This is a genomic window from Caulobacter sp. CCG-8 (assembly GCF_037402475.1).
Taxonomy (GTDB): Bacteria; Pseudomonadota; Alphaproteobacteria; order Caulobacterales; family Caulobacteraceae; genus Caulobacter.
This window is the reverse complement of sequence record NZ_JBBEUD010000005.1, coordinates 74,606-91,464: the sequence shown is the minus strand read 5'-3', so window position 1 is coordinate 91,464 and position 16,859 is coordinate 74,606. Positions and strand designations below refer to the sequence as shown.

Annotated in this window: 12 protein-coding genes; 8 read left to right on the top strand and 4 right to left on the bottom strand. The window is 69.9% G+C overall.

What is annotated here, in order from left to right:
- Positions 1 to 150 precede the first annotated feature (150 nt).
- The 5 genes from WAE60_RS06055 to WAE60_RS06035 all read left to right on the top strand — a co-directional run bounded on the left by WAE60_RS06055 (position 151) and on the right by WAE60_RS06035 (position 7,115).
- Complete coding sequence (locus tag WAE60_RS06055) at positions 151 to 2,535, top strand: glycoside hydrolase family 2 TIM barrel-domain containing protein (protein WP_337685417.1); 2,385 nt, start codon at positions 151 to 153, stop codon at positions 2,533 to 2,535.
- Positions 2,536 to 2,652: 117 nt separating this feature from the next.
- Complete coding sequence (locus WAE60_RS06050; protein WP_337685416.1) at positions 2,653 to 3,939, top strand: rhamnogalacturonan acetylesterase; 1,287 nt, start codon at positions 2,653 to 2,655, stop codon at positions 3,937 to 3,939.
- A complete protein-coding gene (locus WAE60_RS06045; protein ID WP_337685415.1) occupies positions 3,929 to 4,891 on the top strand; it encodes an alpha/beta hydrolase in 963 nt (320 codons plus the stop codon). Before WAE60_RS06050 ends, WAE60_RS06045 begins: the two co-directional genes overlap by 11 nt.
- The gene (locus WAE60_RS06040; protein WP_337685414.1) at positions 4,888 to 6,408 is read left to right on the top strand and encodes a glycosyl hydrolase family 28-related protein; all 1,521 of its coding nucleotides are present in this window, start codon (positions 4,888 to 4,890) and stop codon (positions 6,406 to 6,408) included. Before WAE60_RS06045 ends, WAE60_RS06040 begins: the two co-directional genes overlap by 4 nt.
- Positions 6,405 to 7,115 (top strand): DUF6250 domain-containing protein, encoded by a 711-nt coding sequence (locus tag WAE60_RS06035; protein ID WP_337685413.1) that lies wholly within the window; start codon positions 6,405 to 6,407, stop codon positions 7,113 to 7,115. The genes WAE60_RS06040 and WAE60_RS06035 overlap by 4 nt, the downstream gene beginning before the upstream one ends.
- A 265-nt stretch (positions 7,116 to 7,380) precedes the next feature.
- On the opposite strand, the gene WAE60_RS06030 is transcribed toward WAE60_RS06035, so the two are convergent.
- Complete coding sequence (locus WAE60_RS06030) at positions 7,381 to 10,518, bottom strand: TonB-dependent receptor (RefSeq protein WP_337685412.1); 3,138 nt, start codon at positions 10,516 to 10,518, stop codon at positions 7,381 to 7,383.
- Positions 10,519 to 10,812: 294 nt separating this feature from the next.
- On the opposite strand from WAE60_RS06030, the gene WAE60_RS06025 reads away from it, so the two are divergent.
- Positions 10,813 to 12,783, top strand: a complete 1,971-nt coding sequence (locus WAE60_RS06025; RefSeq protein ID WP_337685411.1) for a rhamnogalacturonan lyase — start codon at positions 10,813 to 10,815, stop codon at positions 12,781 to 12,783.
- A gap of 10 nt (positions 12,784 to 12,793) precedes the next feature.
- Positions 12,794 to 14,143, top strand: coding sequence for an oligogalacturonate lyase family protein (locus tag WAE60_RS06020; RefSeq protein ID WP_337685410.1), 1,350 nt, complete (start codon positions 12,794 to 12,796; stop codon positions 14,141 to 14,143).
- A gap of 27 nt (positions 14,144 to 14,170) precedes the next feature.
- Here the strand turns inward: WAE60_RS06020 and WAE60_RS06015 are convergent, their stop codons facing one another.
- From WAE60_RS06015 to WAE60_RS06005, 3 genes are all read right to left on the bottom strand, one after another.
- Complete coding sequence (locus WAE60_RS06015) at positions 14,171 to 15,097, bottom strand: alpha/beta hydrolase (protein ID WP_337685409.1); 927 nt, start codon at positions 15,095 to 15,097, stop codon at positions 14,171 to 14,173.
- Positions 15,094 to 15,513 (bottom strand): EF-hand domain-containing protein, encoded by a 420-nt coding sequence (locus WAE60_RS06010; RefSeq protein WP_337685408.1) that lies wholly within the window; start codon positions 15,511 to 15,513, stop codon positions 15,094 to 15,096. Before WAE60_RS06010 ends, WAE60_RS06015 begins: the two co-directional genes overlap by 4 nt.
- Before the next feature lie 70 nt (positions 15,514 to 15,583).
- Positions 15,584 to 15,991, bottom strand: a complete 408-nt coding sequence (locus tag WAE60_RS06005; protein ID WP_337685407.1) for a hypothetical protein — start codon at positions 15,989 to 15,991, stop codon at positions 15,584 to 15,586.
- 158 nt (positions 15,992 to 16,149) lie between these two features.
- On the opposite strand from WAE60_RS06005, the gene WAE60_RS06000 reads away from it, so the two are divergent.
- On the top strand, positions 16,150 to 16,857 hold the full coding sequence (locus WAE60_RS06000) for a response regulator (protein ID WP_337685406.1): 708 nt from the start codon (positions 16,150 to 16,152) through the stop codon (positions 16,855 to 16,857).
- The last annotated feature ends 2 nt before the right edge of the window (positions 16,858 to 16,859 follow it).

Sequence of the window (16,859 nt, the reverse complement as noted above, 5' to 3'; positions counted from 1 at the left end):
AACGGTTGTCATCCCGGAAAGCGCGCAGCGCTTGTCCGGGACCCAGGTGAACCGCACCGCATCTGCCCAGTCCCCTGGGTCCCGGACAGCCTCTGCGAGGCTTCCGGGATGACAACTGAAATGAAGCCACGATGCCCCCAGGAGCCCGCCTTGCTCAAGACCCTCCTCCTCGCCGCCACGGCCCTGACCCTGGCGACCGCTGTCCAGGCCGCCGACCGCGTCACCACGCCCCTCGCCGACGGCTGGCGCTTCGTGCAGGGCGACCCGGAAGGCGCGGAAACGACCGGCCTGGACGACTCCAAGTGGGCCGCGGTCAGCGTCCCGCACGACTGGGCCATCGCCGGGCCGTTCGACGTGAACGCCCGGGCGGGTGGGGCCGGCGGCTTCCTGCCCACGGGCGTGGCCTGGTACCGCAAGGTCCTGGACGTCAAGCCCGCGCCCGGCCGTCGGGTGTTCGTCGAGCTGGACCAGGTGATGGAGCGCAGCGGCGTCTGGATCAACGGCCACCACCTGGGCCATCGCCCCAGCGGCTATGTGGGCCTGCGCTACGACGTCACAGACGTCCTGCGCGCCGACGGCCCCAACGTGCTGGCCGTGCGGGCCGACACCTCGTTCGCGCCGTCCTCGCGCTGGTACGCCGGCTCGGGGATCCTCGGAAAGGTCCGGCTGATCGAGACCGGCGAGGCGCACATCGAACAAGGCGGCGTCTTCGTCAGCACGCCGACGATTTCCACGGACAAGGCGGTCGCCAAGGTCGTGGTCGACGTCACCAACGGCGGGGCGGCCGACGCCAAGGCGGGGCTGGAGATCGTCGTCACCGATCCGGACGGCAAGGTCGTGGCCAAGCGCGCCGTCGCGCCGGTGGCGGTCGGCGTCGCCCGCACCGAGACCCTGGCCGCCGAGATCGACCTGCCCTCGCCCCGCCTGTGGGACCTGGACAGCCCGAACCTCTACCGCGCCACGGTCCGGGTGATCGGCGCCGACGGCCAGGTCGGCGACAGCGAGACGGTCCCGTTCGGCGTCCGCACCGCCGAGTTCAAGGCCGACACCGGCTTCTGGCTGAACGGTCGGAACATCAAGCTGAAAGGCGTGGCCGTGCACGCCGACGGCGGGGCCCTGGGCGGAGCCGTGCCCCTGGCCGTCTGGCGCCAGCGGTTCACGGCGTTGAAGGCCCTGGGCGTCAACGCCCTGCGCACCGCCCACAACCCGCCCTCGCCCCAGGTCCTGGACCTGGCCGACCAGATGGGCTTGGTGGTCATGGACGAGCTGTTCGACCAGTGGAACGTCGCCAAGACGCCGGGCGACTACCACCTGTTCTTCAGCGACTGGTCCAAGCGCGACGCCCGCGACATGCTGCGCCGCGACCGCAACCACCCCAGCGTGGTGATCTGGAGCGCGGGCAACGAGATCCACGACACCGCCTATCCGGTCCAGGCCAAGGCGGCGCTGAAGAGCCTGCTGGCGGTGATGCACGACACCGACCCGACCCGGCCGGTGACCATGGGCCTGTTCCGCCCCAACGTGACCGGCGACTACCAGAACGGCCTGGCCGACATGCTGGACGTGGTCGGCCAGAACTACCGCGAGAACGAGCTGACCGCCGCCCACGAGGCCAAGCCCGCGCGCAAGATCGTCGGGACCGAGAACAGCCATGCGCGCGGCTCGTGGATCGCGGTGCGCGACTACGCCCCCTATGCCGGCATGTTCCTGTGGACCGGGGTCGACTATCTGGGCGAGTCCGACCGCAGCGGCTGGCCCAACATCGACAATCCCGCCGGCCTGATCGACCGCACCGGGGCCCTGAAGGTCTCGGGCATGCAGCGCGCGGGCTGGTGGGGCGAAACGCCGGTGATCCACGTGGTGCGCAACGCCGCCCCGGCCGCCCCGCCGCCCCCGAACGACGGCGCGGGTCCGGCCCCGGCCCTGCCGACCATGATCGCCGTCGCCACGCCCCGGCCGAAGGTCGACATCGCCGACGACTGGACGCCCGCCGACCTGTCGCCGCATCCCGAGACCATCGAGGTCTACAGCAACTGCCCGTCTGTGGAGGTGTCGTTGAACGGCAAAGCCCTGGGCGCCAAGCCCCTGCCCGCCGACGGCTCGCCCCGCCAGTGGGCCGTGACCTTCGCGCCGGGCGAGGTGACGGCCTCGTGCGGCGCGTCCGGTCCGCGCGACGTGTTGCGCACGGCCGGTCCGCCGGCGCGCATCGTCCTGACCAGCGACGACAAGGCCGTGGGCTCGACCTTCGACGACCTGGCCATCGTCCGCGCCCAGGTGGTGGACGCCAAGGGCGTGATCGTGCCGTCATCCGACGCCGCCATCACCTTCGCGGTCGGCGGTTCGGGACGTTTCGTCGCCGCCGACAACGCCGCCCCGACCGACCACACGCCGTTCGCCTCGCCCACCCGCCAGGCCTGGCGCGGCAAGGCTGCGGCTTTCGTGCGCGGGTCCGGCGCCGGCGGCGTCGTGACGGTCCAGGCCGGCGCGCCGGGGCTGAAGGGGGCGACCCTGACCTTGCCGGTCGCCAAACCTTGAGTTCCATTTTGCGGGACTAAATCTCGTAATGTGAAATTCGTTGCCTTGGTGCGGCCCCGCCGATATTTCTGGAGCCAACGCAGCGCGACGCAGATCGCTGAGGGGAGGCCGGCCTTGATGATGCACAGACGCGCGCTCCTGGCCGCCCTGGCCGTCGCGCCGCCCCTTTGGTCGCCGGGCGCGAGCTGGGCGGCGGAGCCGGTGACATCGATGCAGAGCTGGGCCTTCGACTTCGGCGACGACAGGACGGCCGCGCCAGGCCATGTCCGCGTGGCGCGCGACGCCGTCTATGACCCGGCGATCGGCCACGGCTTCGAGCCCTCCCCGGCGGGGGGTCCGTTCCTGTTCTCGCTGGCCGTGCCCGAGGGCGACTATCGGGTGGTCGTGGAGCTGGGCGCCAAGGCCGCGTCCGACACCACGATCAAGGCCGAGTCCCGCCGCCTGATGGCCGAGCGGATCGTCGCCAGGCCCGGCAGGACCGCCACGGTCGAGTTCGTGGTCGACGTCCGCACCGCCGCCCTGAAGCCCCCGCCGCCCAACGCCCCCGGCGGCGTGCGCGTGCTGCTGAACCCGCGCGAGGAAGGCTCGTACGACTGGGACGACAAGCTGACCCTAGAGTTCTGCGGCCCCGCCCCGGCCGTGCGCCGCCTGCGGGTCGAGCCCGTCACCGTGCCGGTGGTGTTCCTGGCCGGCGACTCCACCGTTACCGACCAGCGCTTCGAGCCCGGCGCCAGCTGGGGCCAGATGCTGCCTCGGTTCTTCAAGCCCGACATCGCCGTGGCCAACCACGCCGAGTCCGGCGAGACGCTGAAGTCGTTCCTGTTCGAGCACCGGCTGGACAAGCTGCTGAGCCGGGTGAAGCCCGGCGACTGGCTGCTGATCCAGTTCGGCCACAACGACCAGAAGGCCAACTGGCCCCAGACCTACGCCGAGGCGGCCACCACCTATCGCGACTATCTGAAGGCCTATATCGGCGAGGCCCGCCGGCGCGGCGCCAAGCCGGTGCTGGTGACCTCGATGCACCGCCGCAAGTTCGACGCGGCCGGCAGGATCGTGAACACCCACGGCGACTATCCGGAAGCCGTGCGCGCGGTCGGCCGCGAGACCGGCGTCCCGGTGATCGACCTGCTGACCCTGAGCGCGGCCTTCTACGAGGCCCTGGGTCCCGACCAGGCCTGGAAGGCGTTCGGCGACGGCGGCAAGGACGCCACCCATCACAACAACTACGGCGCCTATGTGCTGGCCCAATGCGTGGCGAGCGGGATCCGCAGCCAGGTCCCCGACTTGGCGGCGCATCTGCTGGACGGCCTGCCGCCGTTCGACCCCGCCAAACCGCCCTCGCCCGACACGTTCGTCCTGGCTCCCAGCGCCGCCCACAGTACGGAGGCCCCTCGTGGAAACTGATCGTCGCTCGCTGCTGGGCCTGGGCGCCCTGGCCGTCGCCGCGCCGGGCCTGGCCCGCGCTCAATCGACCCCGCCCGGCATCGAGGTCATGGACCTGTGGCCCGGCAAGCCGCCCGGCGGCGAGAAGGTCACGGTCACCGAGCAGGTGATCCTGCGCAAGCCCGGCGGGGATCCCAACGACACGGCCTATCTGAACATCACCAAGCCCTGGCTGATGATGCGACGGCCGGCCAGGCCGAACGGCGCGGCGATCCTGATGATCCCGGGCGGCGGCTATATCCGCGTGGCGGTCGGCAAGAACGGCGGCCCCATCGACGCCTGGATCGCCGACCAGGGCGTCACCGCCTTCGTCATGGACTACCGCCTGCCCGCCGACGGCTGGGCGGCGGGGCCGGACGTGTCGCTGCAGGACGCCCAGCGCGCCATCCGCCTGATCCGCGCCAACGCCGGCAAGTGGGGGCTGGATCCCGAACGGATCGCCGTGACCGGCTTCTCGGCCGGGGGCCATGTCGCCGCGCGGCTGGCCACCCAGTTCGGCCGCGAGACCTACGCCCCCATCGACGCCGCCGACAAGCTCTCGACCCGACCCAATGCGGCGGGCCTGTTCTATCCGGTGGTCACCATGACCGCGCCCTACGCCCACGGCAGCTCGCTGAAGTCGCTGCTGGGCGCGGCCCCGACCGACGCCCAGCGCCTGGCGGTCTCGGCCGAGCACGGCGTCCCCGCCGACGCCCCGCCGACCTTCATCGCCGCCGCGGCCGACGACAAGGTGGTGGCCATGGAGAACAGCCTGATGATGTTCCAGGCCCTGCGGGCCCAGAAGATCGCCAGCGAGCTGCACGTCTTCGAGTCCGGCGGCCACGGCTTCGGCCTGAACGGCCCCGGCGGCGTCGCCATGCCCTGGCCCGCCCTGCTGAGCGCCTTCCTCAAGCGGCACGGCCTCTACGCATGACCCGCGCGCCGTTCGACGTCCGCGACTTCGGGGCGGTCGGCGACGGCGCGACCCTGGCGACCGACGCGATCAACGCGGCGATCGCGGTGGCTCATGCCGTGGGCGGCGGCGAAGTGGTGCTGCCGGCCGGGCGATGGCTGTCGTTCTCGATCCGGCTGCTCAGCGGCGTCGCCCTGCGCCTGGACGAAGGGTGCGTGCTGGAAGCCGCCGACCCGGCCCGCCATGCCGGCGCCTACGACGCCGCCGAGCCCAACCCGTTCGACCTCTACCAGGACTTCGGCCACAGCCATTGGCATAACAGCCTGATCTGGGCGGACGACGTCGAGGACGTGGCCGTCGTCGGCCCGGGGATGATCGACGGGGTGGGCATGACCCGCGAAGGTCCCGGCTCGCGCTGGACCCGCCAGGCCGGCGAGTTCCCGGTCAGCATGGCCAACCTGTCGGCCGAGGCGATGGCGATCCTGGTCCCGGACCTGGAGGCCATGGCCGGCCACGGCAACAAGGCCATCGCCCTGAAGAACGCCCGTCGCGTACGCCTGGAAGGCTTCACCATCTGGCGCGGCGGCCACTTCGCGGTGCTGGCCACCGGCTGCGACGCCCTGACGATCCGGAGCCTGCGGATCGACACCAACCGCGACGGCCTGGACATCGACTGCTGCCGCGACGTGCTCATCGCCGACTGCCGGGTCAACACGCCCAACGACGACGCCATCGTGCTGAAGAGCTCCATGGCCCTGGGCGAGGCGCGGGCCACCGAGCGGATCGAGATCACCGGCTGCCACGTCAGCGGCTTCGACCTGGGGACCCTGCTGGACGGGACCCAGGGCCGGACCCAGCAACTGGCGCCGGACCAGGACCGCGTCACCGGCCGGATCAAGCTGGGCACCGAGTCCAACGGCGGCTTCCGCGAGATCACCATAAGCGACTGCGTCTTCACCCGCTCGCGAGGCCTGGCCCTGGAGACCGTGGACGGCGGCGTGATCGAGGACATCTCGATCAACAATGTCGTCCTGCGCGAGGTGACCACCGCCCCGCTGTTCCTGCGGCTGGGCGACCGGGGGCGCGGGCCCGAGGGCACGACGCGCGGGGCCATCCGGCGGGTCAGCGTCAGCAACCTGACGGCCTGGGACATCCTGCCCGACTACGCCGCCACGATCGCCGGCCTGGAGGGCCATCCGATCCAGGACGTGACGCTGACCGACATCCGCCTGGTCTATGCCGGCGGCGGCCTGGCCGAGTGGTCCGCGCGGCGGCCCGACGACATGGCCCAGGCCTATCCCGAGCCCAGCATGTTCGGCCCTAGCCCGGCCCACGGCCTGTGGGCGCGCCACGTCGACGGCCTGAGGCTGGACAACGTGCGCATCGAGACCCTGACGCCCGATCCGCGCCCTCCCGTGCTGCTGCAGGCCGTCCGCGCCGGCCGCTTCGACCGCCTGGACCTGGGCGCCGCCCCGGGCGTGGAGCCGATCGTCGCCGAGGACGGTTCGGACTTCATCCTCGACGGAGACACGCCATGAAGCGCCGCGCCGTCCTGGGCGGACTGGCCGCGCTGGCCGCCGTGCCCGCCCCTGGGCCCGCCCTCGCCGAAACGCCGCCCCGGCGCGGTCGCCGCCTGCACGCCGACGACTTCCGCCATGGCCTGGACCGATGGGCGCTGGAGGCCGAGAAACCGGCCAAGGTGAGCGTCCGCGACGGCGTGCTGGACATCGAGACCCCGGCCGGCCTGACCCTGTGGTTCAGGGCCGAACTGGTCGATCCGGTGCTGATCGAATACCAGGCCCAGGCGGTCTCGGCGGGCGGTCCGAACGACCGCGTCAGCGACCTGAACGCCTTCTGGATGGCCCGCGACGCGGGCGGCGGCAGCCCGCTGGCCACGCCGCGCACCGGCGCCTTCGCCGACTACGACACCCTGAAGACCTACTATGTGGGCCAGGGCGGCAACGGGAACACCTCGACGCGCTTCCGCCGCTATGTCGGTCGCCCGGGCGACCGGCCGCTGCTGCCCCAGCACGACCACGCCGCGGCCGACGAGATGCTGGTCGCCAACCGCTGGCAAACGGTGCGGCTGGTCGCCGACGGCGGCCTGATCCAGTACTGGAACGACGGCCGCAAGCTGTTCGAGCTGGACGACGTCCAGCCCTACACGCGCGGCTGGTTCGGCCTGCGCACCACCTGGAGCCACCTGCGGGTGCGGCGGTTCGGCGTGTACGCGCTGAAGCTCTAGCTTCGACTTCAAGACCCCCCAACGGTTGTCATGCCGGAAGCCTCGCAGGGGCTGTCCGGGACCCAGGGGACTGGGGACTGGGGACTGGGCTGATGCGGTGCGGTTCACCTGGGTCCCGGACAACGCTTCGCGTTTCCGGGATGACACGGTGAGGATCAAAGGAAAAGGGCCGCGCCATGCCGGCGCGGCCCTGAAGTCGTCCCTAGATCGTGGGGGCGGCGGACGTCCCGGGCTCGACACCGGGACGCCGCCGCCAAGCGCAGTCCTAGAACTTCGCCGTCATGCCGACGAAGAAGCGGCGGCCGAAGTAGCCCAGTTCCGTCAGGCGGATGTCGCCGGCGGTCGAGCGTTCCTCTTCCTTGGTCAGGTTCTTGCCTTCGACGAAGAAGGACAGGCCCTGGATGTTCCAGAGGTCCGGCTTCCAGGTGATCTTGCCGTCCAGGTAGCCGGTCGAGTCGCGGTAGACGGGCTGGCCCGAGTTGTCGGCGGCCGAGATCAGGTACTTGGAGCGGTAGTTGTAGGCCAGGCGGGCGTTGAACGGGCCCTTGTCGTACCACAGGGTCGCGTTGGCGCTGTCGGGCGACAGACCCGGGAACGGCAGGGGAGAGCCGTCCAGGATCGAGTACAGGCCCACGTCGGTGGCCTTCTGGTAGGTGTAGTTGGCGTCGACGCCGAAGCCCGACAGCCAGCCCGGCAGGAAGGTGAAGGCGGTCTTGGCCGTGATTTCCACGCCCTTGATCTTGGCGCCGTCGCCGTTGACGTAGGTGTTGTAGTTGTACATCACGCCGTCGCCGTAGACGTCACGCTTGCCCAGCAGGGTGCGCGACGAGACGTAGAACGACTTGATGTCCTTGTAGAACAGACCCACCGACACCTGGGTGTCCTGGTTGGGGTAGTATTCGAAGCTCAGGTCGTACTGGTTGGCGCGATAGGGCTTCAGGTCCGGGTTGCCGGCGGTGCAGCTCGGTTCGTCGAACTCGCCGTTGGCGTCGGGCGAGGCGTCGGTGGTGCAGGTCACCGTGGGCAGCAGGAAGTCCAGGCGCGGGCGGGCCATCAGCTGGGCGAAGCCGAAGCGCGTCGACAGCTTGTTCGGCACGAACCACAGGCCGGCGTTGAAGCTGGGCAGCCAGACCGTGTAGTCCTTCTTGTAGCTGCGCAGGCTGTTGGACAGGATGTAGGTCGTCGCCGTGCCGCCGTTGGTGGCCGCGTACGACTGCTGGCGGGTCGAGACGCCTTCCGCGGTCACCTTCGTCTGAACCCGACGCCAGCCGAAGTTGCCGTCCAGATCGAACGAGCCGATCGGGACCGAATAGTCGAACTTGATGTACTGGGCGTTGGTCTCTTCCTGGATCCGATACGGGATCTGGTCATGCGCCTTGCCGTCGTTGCCGACGGTGTGGACCATGTTGTTCAGGTTGAAGTGCGACGTGTCGAGGTTCTGCGAGATCACGTCGTAGTTCGGATACAGCCAGTTCATCGGCATAGAGCCGCCGCCGAAATAGAAGTTCGACGGCAGGGGCGACATGCCCGAGGCGAAGACCTGGTTCGAGAAGGCCCGCGACCAGACCTCCGACGAACCCCAGTAGCCGGTGGTGTAGGTCGTGCCCAGCACCGGATTGGTCTGGTCGGGCGCGCCCGCGGCGTTGTTGATCGTCGCCGTCGAGTTCACCGCGTTGCTGTAGATCACGGTGTCGTCGGTGGTCGCATACGGGTTGGCGCCGCCGTCCAGGATGAAGCCGCCGTAGCCGTAGCCCTCGGTCTTGTAGTCGGTGGCGCGGCCGCCGAACTCCAGCTTGTGGATGACCGGCAGGTGCGTGTCGTAGTCGAAGTCGAGCTTGTACTGCTGCTCCTTCTGGTTCACGAGCGACGGGCGGTACTGGATCTGCCACTGGCGGATCGCCGAGGCGTCCGACGGGCTGTAGCCGCTGGCGAACTTGAACGAGGGCTCGCCGTTGCCGTCCAGGGTCACGACCATGCCGGGCGTGTCGAAGCTGACGCTGACATTGTTGGTCTGCGACGTCGTGTCGGTGTTGGCGTCGGAGCCCATGAACTCGATCTGCAGACGGTCGCCTTTGTAGCGGCCGCCGAAGCTGACGTATTCGCTCTTGCTGTCATAGGCGAAGTCGCGGGCGCTGATGCCGAAGCCCAGGTTGCCGCCGGCGCTGGCGGTCACCAGGCAGTTGCCCAGCGTGTAGCCGGTGACGTTGTGGTTGGCGTCGACCTTGACCGAGCTGGCGGTCGTGTCGGTGGCCGAGCACGACGTGCCCACCAGGTTGCGCAGGCGGGCCACGGCCGTGAAATCGGTGCCGTAGTTGATGTCGTTGAGCTTCTGCTTACGCTCGTCGTAGTTGTAGCTGATCCAGGCGTCCAGGCGATCGTTGAACCGGTACTGGGCGGTGAACTCCGACGAGATACGCTTGTCGTTGCGATACCAGACGCCGTAGCGCGCCGTCCGCGGCGCATAGTCGTACCACTGCGACTGGCAGGCCGTGCGCAGGTTGGCCGACGAGATCTGGGTCGCGTCGGGCGTCACCAGGGCGGCGCAGTTGGCCTGGGTGGTGACGTTGCGGGCCAGGTCGTTGATCGAGCTGTTGTAGGCTGTGTTGTAGTACGGGACGGTCTTGTCGGCCGAGTTGTCGAAGTCGGCGAAGCGGCCCCACGAGGTGTTGCGGACGAAGTCGCCGCGCGTGTCGACGTCGTCGTAGGTGACGTTGGCCATCAGGCCCAGGCGGTCGTCCAAGAACTTGCCGGCCGCGATCACGTTGAACCGCGGCGCCCAGTCCTTCATCGTGTCCAGCTTCTGGGCCGAAGCGGTCATAGAGATGGTCGGCTTGGCGAAGTCCAGCGGCTTGCGGGTGGTCACCGAGACCGTGCCGCCGACGCCGCCTTCGGTCATGTCGGCGGTGAAGCCCTTGAACACGTCGATCGACTGGACCAGTTCCGCCGCCAGTTCGCGGAAGTCGTTGGACCGGCCGCCGCCGCCGTAGACCTGCAGGTTGCCGGCCGTCGACAGCACGCTCATGCCGTTGATCTCGACGCGGTTCAGGTCCGGCTCGACGCCGCGGATCGAGACCGCGTTGCCTTCGCCGAAGTCGCGGGCCAGCTGCACGCCGGTCACGCGGCCCAGGGCCTCGCCGATGTTCTTGTCGGGGAACTGGCCGATGTCCTCGGCGACGATGGAATCGGAGATCGTGCCGTTCCGCTTCTTGCGGTTCATGGCCGACTGCAGGCTGGCGCGGGTGCCGACGACGACGACCTCGTCGATCGTTGTGGCCTTGTCCTCGACCGCGGCGGCCGGCTTGGCCTGGGCCTCGGCCTGACTCGCGCAGGCGATGCCCGCGGTCAGCGCCAGCAAGGACGCGGTGGCGACAGCCGCACGACGGCCGCGAGTGGATGCAAGCATTGGGTTCCCTCCCTCTAACCATGACCTGAGGTCTCCCGACGAAGACCCCGGACGCCTTACCGAGCCCTGCGGCGACCCTTGAACGGGCTGCTCGCAGCGCACGGCGGCGCATTTCTCATACAATAGGAATAGTTCCACATTCTGAGATGTCAACGCAATTTGTGGGAAGACAGAAGTTTGTTTCCATGATGTAAGGCTGTTGCAACGCTCGCGAGGCGGCCCTGACGCCGACCCCGAGGCCGCGAAGAACGGCCGTCGCGAGCCTGGACTGGGGAAACCAAAGGGATTCGACGCATGAGTAAGCGTGGTGGAAACCGGGGCTCGCGGATCGCGGCGACGGTTCTTCTGGGCGCGACGGCGCTATCGTCCTTGGGCGGATCAGCGCTCGCCGCCCCCCGCCGGATGGAGGCCCTCGACCGAGGCGTGGTCGCCGTGCCGGCCGTGGACGGCGGCGTGCTGGTCAGCTGGCGGCTGCTGGGCGACGACCCGGCCAAGATCGCCTTCAACCTCTATCGCGACGGCGCGAAGCTGAACGCCTCCCCCCTGACCGGCCCGACCGACTTCGTCGACAAGACCGGCGGCCCGACCGCGACCTACACCGTCCGCGCGGTGGTCGGCGGCAAGGAGGCCGCGCCCAGCGCCCCGGCCAAGGTCTGGGCCGACGGCTATCTGAGCCTCCCGCTGGACCCGCCGGCCGGCGGCGTCACCCCGGCGGGCGAGGCCTATTCCTACACCGCCAACGACGCCAGCGTCGGCGACCTGGACGGCGACGGCCGCTACGAGATCGTCCTCAAGTGGGACCCGACCAACTCCAAGGACAACGCCTTCGGCGGCTATACGGGGAACGTCTTCCTCGACGCCTATACGCTGGACGGCAAGCGCCTGTGGCGCATCGACCTGGGCCGCAACATCCGGGCCGGGGCGCACTACACCCAGTTCCAGGTCTATGACTACGACGGCGACGGCAAGGCCGAGATCGCCGTGCGCACCAGCGACGGCACGGTCGACGGGACCGGCAAGGTGCTGGGCGATCCCAAGGCCGACTGGCGCGAGGACGGGGGCGAGCGACCCCAGGCCGACCGCACGGGCGCCACGACCCTGCCGGACGGGACCAAGGTCGCCAAGGTGCAGGGCCGCATCCTCAAGGGCCCCGAATACCTGACGGTGTTCGAGGGCGCGACCGGCAAGGCCCTGGCCAGCGCCCCCTACTCGCCCCCACGCGATCCGCGCACCGACGCGCCCAGCGTCGAGCAGATGACGGAGGTCTGGGGCGACGGCTACGGCAACCGCTCCGACCGCTTCCTGGCCGGCACCGCCTATCTGGACGGCCGGCTGCCCAGCATCGTCATGGGCCGCGGCTATTACGGCCGCTCCACGGTGGCGGCCTGGGACTTCCGGGGCGGCAAGCTGACCCAGCGCTGGCTGTTCGACAGCGCCGCGCCCGGCAACGAGGCCTTCGGTGGCCAGGGCAACCACCAGCTCAGCGTCGCCGACATCGACGGCGACGGTCGCGACGAGATCATCTACGGCTCGATGGCGGTGGACGACACCGGCAAGGGCCTGTGGAGCGCCCGCCTCTTCCACGGCGACACCATGCACGTGGGCGACCTGGACCCCACCCGTCCCGGCCTCGAGAAGTTCGGGGTGCACGAGGAGATGCGCAACAACGGCGGGATCGGCGCGGCCATGCTGGACGCCCGCACGGGCAAGGTCCTGTGGAGCACCCCGTCCGACAAGGACACCGGCCGGGGCCTGTCTGCCGACATCGACCCACGCTTCCCGGGCGAGGAGGCCTGGGGCTCCAACCAGGAGACCCTCTACACCGCCCAGGGCAAGCCGATCGAAGGGGTCAAGCATCCGCGCCAGACCAACTTCGCCATCTGGTGGGACGGCGACGACCTGCGCGAATTGTTGGACAAGAACCAGATCAGCAAGTGGGACTGGAAGACCGGCGAGGCCAGGCCGCTGCTGACCGCCGAGGGCATCACCTCCAACAACGGCACCAAATCGACCCCGGCCCTGTCGGCCGACATCCTGGGCGACTGGCGCGAGGAGGTGATCTGGCGGGCCGAGGACAACAAGAGCCTGCGGATCTACGCCACGCCCTACGTCACCCAGCGCCGCCTGGTGACCCTGATGCACGACCCGCAGTACCGCGTGTCGATCGCCTGGCAGAACACCGCCTACAACCAGCCGCCGCACACCAGCTTCTATCTCGGCGAGGGCATGAAGGCCCCGCCGCGCGCCGACATCCGGACCAAGTGAGGTGACGCCGATGAAGACCGCCCTCCTCCTCCGCGCCGCGGCCGTGAGCCTGCTGCTCGCCGCCGCCGCGCCCGCCGCCCTCGTCCCGGCCCTGGCCCAGGACCGGGTCACCGAGCCCCGCGCCGGCCTGCCCGAGGCCCCGCGCGAATGGATCGACAAGGACACCGGCCACCGCGTGATCCGCCTGTCGGACAAGCCCGGCAGCGGCAGCCTCTACTTCAACTACAACGGCTACACGCCCGACGGCCGCTTCCTGGCGATCAGCACGCCCGACGGCGTCTCGGTGGTCGACCTGAAGAGCCACGCCCTCACGCCCGTCGTCGTGGGCAAGGTCCGGCTGCTGTTCGTCGGCCGCAAGACCGGCCAGGTCTACTACCAGCGCACCGCCGAGGACGGCTCGGGCCAGGTCGAGGCGGTCGATCCCGCAACGAAGAGGGTCCGCGCGATCGCCAAGCTGGCCAAGGGCGTGGGCATCCAGACGATCAACGCCGACGAGACCCTGCTGGCCGGGGTGGCCATGCGCACCGACGTCCCGGCCGTGCCCAACCTCGCCGACGCCCTGCCCAAGAACCCGGACGACGTGAAGAGCGCCGACGGCCGCGAGCTGTCCTACGCCGAGGGCCGCGAGGTGCAGCTGAACGCGCGTCTGGACAGCCGCATCCCGATGGAGATCTTCACGATCAACACCGCGACCGGCGAGCGCAAGGTCGTGCACCAGGCCACCGACTGGCTGAACCACCTGCAGTTCTCGCCCACCGATCCGGGCCTGCTGATGTTCTGCCACGAGGGTCCCTGGCACAAGGTCGACCGGTTGTGGCTGGTGCGGATCGACAAGGCCGGCGACACGCCGGTCAAGATCCACGCCCGGACCATGAACATGGAGATCGCCGGGCACGAGTGGTTCAGCGCCGACGGCAAGACCATCTGGTACGACCTGCAGACCCCGCGCGGCGAGGACTTCTGGGTGGCCGGCTACGAGATCGCCACCGGCAAGCGCACCTGGATGCACCTGGACCGCAACGCCTGGTCGGTGCACTTCAACACCTCGCCGGACGGCAAGCTGTTCGCCGGGGACGGCGGCGACAGCGAGATGGTCGCCCACGCGCCCGACGGCAAATGGCTGTACCTGATGCGTCCGCGCGCCATCCCGGATGTCGCCGGCATCCACGCCCCGGGCTCCGAGACCCTGATCCAGCCGGGCGTGCTGGACACCGAGCGGCTGGTCAACATGCAGGGCCACGACTACCGCCTGGAGCCGAACGTCAACTTCACGCCGGACGCCAAGTGGATCGTGTTCCGCTCGAACATGCACGGGGCCAACCACGTGTACGCGGTCGAGGTGGCCAAGGCCGCGCAGTAGGTCCCCCCGTGGGGGAGGCGCTGGCGGCTACCGCCCCTTCAACCGCTCGGTGATGAACGCGTCCACCGCATCGGTATAAGCCCCGGGCAACCCCAGCGTCCGGTTGATGTCGGCATGGGTCAGGGCTTGCGGCAGGACGGGCATGTCGCGTCCTGCCGCCCGGGCCTTGGCCTGGAACCGCCGTGCGTCGTCGCACGGATCGTCCGGCCGTCGGGTCGAGCAGACCAGCATCATCGGCACGGCCCGGGGCGTCCATTGGTCCATCGGCGACGCCTTGGCCCAGTACGTGGGATCGGCGCCGAACGCGCGGTCGTAGAAGCCGGGGTGACGGCCGGCCATGGTCGCCGAGACCTGCATGGCGGCCGAATCCAGCACCACCGTCCCGGCCCACGGCCGGCCGACCATGTCGGGTCGCGACGAGACCAGCGCCACCAGGTGCGCGCCGGCCGAGTGGCCCATCAGAATGATCTTGTCCGGATCGCCGCCCCAGTCCTCGGCATAGCCCTGGGCCCACTGGACGGCGTCGGCCACGTCCTCGGCCTGCTCGTAAGCCATGGCGTCGGGCAGCATGCGATAGTTCACGCTGACCACGATCCAGCCGCGGGTCAGCCAGTGCTTGAGCTTGTTTTCGACCGAGCCTGTATTGGCCTTGTCGCCGATCATCCAGGCCCCGCCGTGCACCATGACCAGGATCGGCACACCGTGGGCGTGAGGGGGGATATAGACGTCCAGCCGCTGGGCGGGGTCGGTCCCGTAGGCGTCGGTCTGCTTGCGGGCGCCGGTCAGGATGGCCTGCAGGTCGATCGGGCGCTCTTCCTCGGCCTTCTTCTCCAGCAGGCGCTGGCGCATCGGCCCGCGCAGGCCCAGCCCCGGCTGAGCGGCCTCGACGGCGCCGGCCCCGCCGAGGGTCGCGACCGCCAGGACGATCAGCAAGGCGCTTCGGCGTGACGTCATTTCAGGCCCTCGAGCTGGTCGCGGACGGCGGCGACCTCGTCGCGTGACAGTCGCCCATCATGGTCGCGATCGGCGCGGTCGAACAACGGAGCCGGTCCGTCGACGAACTCGGCGCGGGTGACCCGGCCGTCGCCGTCGCGGTCGGCGTGGGTGATCACCGTCTTCAGGGCCTGGGCCTTGGGACGGTTCGACTTGGCCAGGCGTGGGAACTCCGACAGCGTCACCACGCCGTCGTCGTTGCGGTCCAAGCGCTGGAACTGCGCCGCGCGCGAGGCTCTGAATTCGTCGCGGGTGACATAGCCGTCGTGATTGGCGTCGGCCTTGTCGAGCGCCGCGCCGGGCGTGCGCGAGGCCGCATCGGCGCCGGAAGCGCCCATGGCGGCCAGGCAGATGAGGGACAGGGTCAGGATCTTCATGTTCAGTCTCCGGAGAACGCCCGCCGCGCCGTTTGGGGGAGCCTGGCGCGGCGGGCCTGGACGGGTTCGATCAGGGGCGGGTCACCGTCCCGCTGACGGAACGCGTCGAGCCGTCGTAGCCGGTGCGCGAATGGTCGTAGCTGACCGTGCCGTCGCCGTTGTTGACGACGTTGGTCGAACGGCTGGCCGAGGCGCCGTTGTTGAACGTGCGGGACGCCCCGCCGTGATAGGCGCCGTCGCCCCAGCTGGCGTTGCGGTTGCTGGCCACGCCGCGACCGGAGTTGGTCTGCGTCCCGCGCGAGACCGAAATCGCGCCGGGCTGGCGGCTGACATTGCGATTGTGGACATAGCCGTGGCCGCGCGCGCCTTGGACGCTGACGAAACGGCCGTGCTGGCCGGCCTGGGCGGGCGCGGCGATCATGGCGGCGAGAACCGCCAGGGACGAGAGGCCGGCGGCCGGGATGGAAGTCTTACGCATGATGGCTCCATGGGGAGTGGGGTCGGTGTCCCTCGACGCCGCCATCTGACCACCGCCGGGCAATCCCCGGTTTGCTCGCGCCCGACGAACTGTGTCGAAGTGTAAACGGGCCGAGTGGCGGCTTCCGCTGGGCCGGGGCTTGAGGCATCTCCTTGACCATGGCCGACAACACGCTGATCGCGGTCGTGGAAGACGACGCCGAAATCCGGGACCTGACCTTGGGGCTGCTGCGCCGCGAGGGTTACGACGTCGTGGGCTGCGCCGACGCCGAGGCCTTCGACCGCCTGGCCGCCCGCCGTCGCGTGGACCTGGTCCTGCTGGACATCATGATGCCGGGCGAAGACGGCCTGTCGGTCTGCCGTCGCCTGCGGGCGGCCGGCGACACGGCGATCCTGATGGTCACCGCCAAGGGCGACGACATCGACCGGGTGATCGGCCTGGAGATCGGGGCCGACGACTATCTGGCCAAGCCCTATAATCCGCGCGAGCTGCTGGCCCGGGTCAAGGCGATCCTGCGCCGCACCCGCGAGGTCCATCGCGTGACCAGCACACCGCCCGGCGAGGTGCTGGGCTTCGCCGGCTGGCGGCTGGACACGGCCAGCCGCGACCTGACCGATCCCGATGGCCGGCCCGTGACCCTGACCGGCGGCGAGCACGACCTGCTGATGGCCTTCCTGCGTCACCCCCAGCGGGTGCTCAGCCGCGACCAGCTGCTGGACTGGACCCGCGGCCGCAGCGCCGAACCGTTCGACCGCGCCGTCGACGTGCTGCTGAGCCGCCTGCGCCGCAAGCTGGGCGGCGCGGCCTTGATCAAGACCGTGCGCGGCGGCGGCTACCTGTTCAGCGCGCCGGCCGAGCGGCTCTAGCC